Annotated in this window: 4 protein-coding genes and 1 rRNA gene; 2 read left to right on the forward strand and 3 right to left on the reverse strand. The window is 40.6% G+C overall.

The features are described 5' to 3' along the window. Both L2740_RS21270 and L2740_RS21275 read right to left on the reverse strand, forming a co-directional pair. Positions 1 to 66 (reverse strand): 16S ribosomal RNA (locus L2740_RS21270); the annotation flags it as partial. A 1,204-nt stretch (positions 67 to 1,270) separates the two neighbouring features. After that, the gene (locus L2740_RS21275; RefSeq protein WP_248951992.1) at positions 1,271 to 2,473 is read right to left on the reverse strand and encodes a DUF5666 domain-containing protein; all 1,203 of its coding nucleotides are present in this window, start codon (positions 2,471 to 2,473) and stop codon (positions 1,271 to 1,273) included. A gap of 93 nt (positions 2,474 to 2,566) precedes the next feature. On the opposite strand from L2740_RS21275, the gene L2740_RS21280 reads away from it, so the two are divergent. Further along, positions 2,567 to 3,235 (forward strand): response regulator transcription factor, encoded by a 669-nt coding sequence (locus L2740_RS21280; RefSeq protein WP_248951993.1) that lies wholly within the window; start codon positions 2,567 to 2,569, stop codon positions 3,233 to 3,235. Beyond that, positions 3,207 to 4,463: a sensor histidine kinase gene (locus tag L2740_RS21285; RefSeq protein ID WP_248951994.1), complete on the forward strand. Its 1,257-nt coding sequence runs from the start codon at positions 3,207 to 3,209 to the stop codon at positions 4,461 to 4,463. The genes L2740_RS21280 and L2740_RS21285 overlap by 29 nt, the downstream gene beginning before the upstream one ends. 48 nt (positions 4,464 to 4,511) lie before the next feature. On the opposite strand, the gene L2740_RS21290 is transcribed toward L2740_RS21285, so the two are convergent. Further along, positions 4,512 to 4,682 carry a hypothetical protein gene (locus tag L2740_RS21290; RefSeq protein WP_248951995.1) on the reverse strand — a complete coding sequence of 57 codons (171 nt, stop codon included), beginning with the start codon at positions 4,680 to 4,682 and terminating at the stop codon, positions 4,512 to 4,514. Positions 4,683 to 5,139 lie beyond the last annotated feature (457 nt).

Raw genomic sequence — 5,139 nt, forward strand, 5'->3', positions numbered from 1 at the left:
CTCGACTTGCATGTGTTAGGCCTGCCGCCAGCGTTCAATCTGAGCCATGATCAAACTCTTCAATTAAAGTTTTGATGGTCCGAAGACCTGCTCAATGAATTCTGTGATTTGATTTGTTTCGGAAAAACGAAATCAAACTTTTACATATTGCTATGAACACTCGTTCATTAAGAAATTTTTGACTGCTTCACTCTTTACTAGAAAGAAGTAAGACAGTTTCGAATAACTTAATCTCTGTGAGTGCCCACACAGATTTGCTTGTCATATTGTTAAAGAGCGATGCTAATTCTATTAAGTCACATTCTTTTACGAAGAGTGTCTTTCAAACTAGCGCCTTAGACGCTTAGGCCGTTTGGCTGAGGAGGCGTATTCTACACTTCCCGTTGTTGGCGTCAAGCGTTTATTTTAAGAAGTTTTTCAAGCGTTGATTTCTTAATCAGAAGTCATTGCATGAAGCTCTTAAACCGCTTGTCACCAGAGGCTAAATTCCGTAGAAGTTAATCTCTCTAACACCGCCGCAAGTCCCGTTCTATCTAGCTTAACGCTGGGTAGTTAGGCTGCTGTGCCGTGTCAGTGGATGCGCATTATAGGGAGTTTTGATCTGAGCGCAAGCGCTTTTTGAAAGAAAAATACATTTAATTTTTATACATTTATAAGCTACAGCTAACGTACAACTTATCCACAGAGTTATTCATTTTCGGCGTTTTTAAGTAGCTTTCAGTCTATCGGTTGCAACTCGTTTATATCTGTTAGCAGTGGATTAATACCGTTATTTTAAGTTAATGCCTCCTATTATTCTGCATTTGACCTTTCAGCTACCTTATATAGCGGACAAAGCAATACCCGAATATGCTGCTCACTACTCTATGTAACTAAAGAATAGTTAAAGATAGCATTCTTGAGTTCATAACTACCTTTATTACTTCTCCTACTAATAGCTATCGATAACGAATACTCTATTTGCTATGAAAACAGTTTCCCTAGTTATAAGTTACTTGTTCGAAGGTGTTTATCGGCATTGCTATATAGTAAAGAGTAACAAAGCTGTATTCGCTTGGTTGTTAAGTCACGTTTAAGAAGCTAACGAAATATATTCATATGGATGATCAGGATGTTTGAGAATGAAGCTGTATGTAGACACCTGCGAACTACAGATACAAAAATGCCTTCCACAAAAGGAAGGCACTTTATATTAGCTAGCCCAGTATCAACTCTAAGCTAACTTACAGGACTCTTTACATTTGAAACACAAGCCGAAATAACTAAACTATTAATCGTTGTCTGCTTCAATTTCACGTGCGATGTTCTGACCGTTAATCACAACGCCTTCTACTTCGATTCTTTGTTGATTAATAGTGTCAAATTTAATGCCGTCTTCAAACTGTGTTTTAGCATCAACATATATAGTGATTGCTTTACCCGCAATCGTCATAACAAAGTTCTTATCGGTAGCATTAACTGAACTAGCATAACCTTCAACTTCAAACTCTTTCCAGTTACCGGCATTATCGTTGTCATCACCTGCAGAGTTATCGTCATCAAATTCCACTTCAGTAGCAACTTGTTGAGTACCTTGCTTGACAGACGTCACTTCAACTAAAGCACCTTGCTTTAAGTCCGACTTAAAACCATCTTCAAACTTAGTTTGAGCATTGACAACAAAGCGACCTTGATAGTTAAGCTCGAATGCTGTTTGCTGTGCATCAACCCAAGTCACAATGCCTTCAACTTCTGTATCGTTAGTTAGATCGCTATAGTCTTCAACTTCTACACTCGTCGCTTCAAGTGTATTTAGATTCATTGTGCCTTCGACTTCAACCCATTGACCATTAACTAATTGGCCTTCAATGTTGTGAGGCTCTGTGCCTGAGTAGTCAACTGTCAGCGCGGCACCAAGTTTAAAGCTCTTTGCACTTTCATCTAAGTTAGATAAACGACCTTCCACTTCGTAGTGGTTAATTAGATCATCGTTGTCAAACTTAACAACAGACAGTACTTTATAACCAGCTGTAGCTGTTGGTAGTGAAGACACCATTACCCAGTCGCGTAACTCAATTTCGTTAGAGAGCTTATAAGTTAACGAAATACCGTTAACTTCAAATGTACCAGCTTCACGATCAATAGCCGTTACAATACCGGTAATAGTTGGTTCAAGTTGAACCTGAACGCCTGCAGCTTTTTGCGCGCCACCGATCTGTACCATCATATTTGATTGTAGATCGTTAATATTTAGTTTTGTGTCGCCATATACAACACCAGCAACATCATAGCTATAGCCGTTTACAACGATTTTGCTTTTAGCTGCGTCAATAGAATCAATGGTGCCTTTAATAGCTGCTGGCGCGATTACTGAGCCACCGTTACCATTATCGCCGCCATTACCGTTGTTGCCATTATCAGAAGAGCTATCGCTTCCACCGCCACAAGCAGTTAAAATCAGAGCAAGTGTTGAAACTAAAGCTATTTTTTTCATCTAAATACCCTTATTTTGTAAGATGATTATCAAATTTGGCCGTATGTTAAATCTATGACCGTGAAGCGATCGTGAAGAAAGATAAAATAATCTATGAAAGTTTTAATTGTTGATGACAGCCATAACCTAGCCGAAACAATCGCCGACTATTTGGAACTTGAAGGCATGGTCATTGACTGCGCTTATCACGGTGAAGCAGCAATCAACCTTTTGTCTGAAAATAGTTACGATGTGATTATTATGGATATCATGATGCCTAAACTTGATGGCATCAGTGCGGTACGTAAGCTGCGAGAAGATCTATACTGCAATACGCCTATATTGTTTTTAACGGCCAAAGATAGCCTTGAAGACAAAGTGGCTGCTTTTAAAGCAGGTGGAGATGATTATTTGCTCAAGCCGTTTGCAATGGAGGAGCTAAGCCTCAGATTACATGCATTAAGTAATCGCGGCCCAAGGCAAGATATTGGTGTGCTCACTTTTGCTGATATCAATATCAATACTCAAACTGATATCGTGACTCGAGCAGAACAACCTATCAAGCTTAGCCGCATCCAACTCAAGATATTAAAAGTCCTGGTAAAGCGGGCTCCTAGCATTGTTAGCCGGCAAGATGTCACTGATGCAGTTTGGGGAGATGAGTCACCACCGAGTGATGCACTACGTAGCCATATATATGGGCTGCGTACTGCGCTTAATAAAGGCTTCGAGCAATCACGATTAGAGACTATTCATGGGCAAGGTTACCGACTCAAAGCATAAACACTTTCCAAGCATCTACCGAAAAATCCGTTGGAGTTTCGGGTTGATGACGTTTGCCATGTTCAGCCTGTTCTGGTCTTTGATTTACATCGCTGAAAACCAAATCGAAAAAATCAGCCTTAATCATTGGCTGGATACAGAAGTATATCGTTATAACCAAGACTATAAAGTTTATGGCGATAAAACTGTACTACCTAATACCAATGAGTTTAAAACTTATTGGAGCGAACAAACCATTCCACAGTGGCTCAATGCTTATACTTCTCCAGGCGTATATGAGGAACTCAGAGGTGAAGAGGACAAACACTTTATAGTAAGCACTCATCCATCCGGCAAGGGCTTAATGTATGTCGTGTTTCAAGACGACGCCGATGACTACCTTGATGAATATGAAGAACACTTACACGACTACATTTTAATTCTAGGTCTGTTAATTGGTCTATTGATGACAATATACAGCCTCTATTTTATTCGCACACTGTCAAAGCCACTGACGATTATTGAACAAAAAATTGCTCAGATGTCGCCAGATGACCTGCCTTTCGACGTCGACACTAAGTTTGTCGAAACCCGAAATATTGAACAGACTTTACTGGATAGTAAAAATGACATTAATGGCTTTTTTCAACGCGAAAAAGAGTTTAGCCACTTTGCCTCCCATGAATTGAGAACACCGATAACCGTGGTAAAAGGCTCAGCCGAACTGCTGGCGAAGATCCCTAATCAACATCATGTGGCCGTCAATGCTGTTAAACGCTTACAGCAAGCGAGCGATGAAATGCAGGTTCTTACGGAAACCTTTTTACTACTGGGTAAAGAGTCCATCAGCCCGCGCTATTTTGTCGATGTTGATTTAGCAGAAGCATTACAAAAACAGTTAACTGAAATGGCGGTACTTTTCGCACGCCAAGGTAGTAGCTATCACTTTAGCGTTGACAATGCCGCTACCGTAAATGCCCCATCAAGCTTTATTGCCATAGTACTCAATAACGTTATTAAAAATGCCTTTAGTTATAGTATCGGCGACATAGCAATTAAAGTTGAGCAACATACGCTAACCATCACCAACCGTCATGATGGCAATGAAACTTACAATGCCGGTTATGGGGTAGGGTTGGTTATCGTCGAACGCATCTGCGAACGTATGGGCTGGGGTTACCACCCTCATGATAACGGCGTTGAGTTTCGCACAACTTTAGTGTTTTCTGCTAAAGGGGAGAGCCTTTAGTTATTCCCTGTTTGGTGGTTTGGTTTGGCTACTGTGGTTGGATTGGGCTCAGTGATTGATGGTTCGCTGCGCCGAACCTATTGCTTCATGGTCATTTGTAGCTATGGTGCAACTTCCAGCTTGAGTGGTTCTAACCATTTGGAACTGATCCATAGTTGAAAGCTGAAGCTGTGAACCTATTAATTCTTCTTGGCTTGAATCTTCAAACCAACTTTCCACAACTGTGGTTCCAATGGCCTGCGGCCAGCGTATGTGCAGACACTGCCGAAGCACGCTTTACGCCATCCCTGGCCGCTCTGCGGTTTCATCCCTGAAACCGAAGGCTTCAGCCGTATCTACACCAAGTTAGAAAAGCGGAATATTTTGACTGTAGAGTCACGACTAAAGAGCTAGGGATTAAATTCACTCTAAAACTTATTATAACTTTTCCTGAATAACAGTTTCCGCAGCTTTCTTTAGCAAATTACTCTTTACTGTCAGCAACTCTCTTCAAAAAAATAGCATCAACAATAGACACGGTAATACTTTTCGAAGGTTGCTCCCTTCCCCTACAGAAAACACCATTTTATTGTGGCTTAATAAACCTGTACACCGATATGAGGTAAACTCTCCTTAATATGGAACGGTGTAAAAGTAATGAAGACTCAACCAACTTACTCAACAGAATTTAAGATTG

The organism is Shewanella pneumatophori, from assembly GCF_023283895.1.
In the GTDB taxonomy this organism is placed as follows: domain Bacteria; phylum Pseudomonadota; class Gammaproteobacteria; order Enterobacterales; family Shewanellaceae; genus Shewanella; species Shewanella pneumatophori.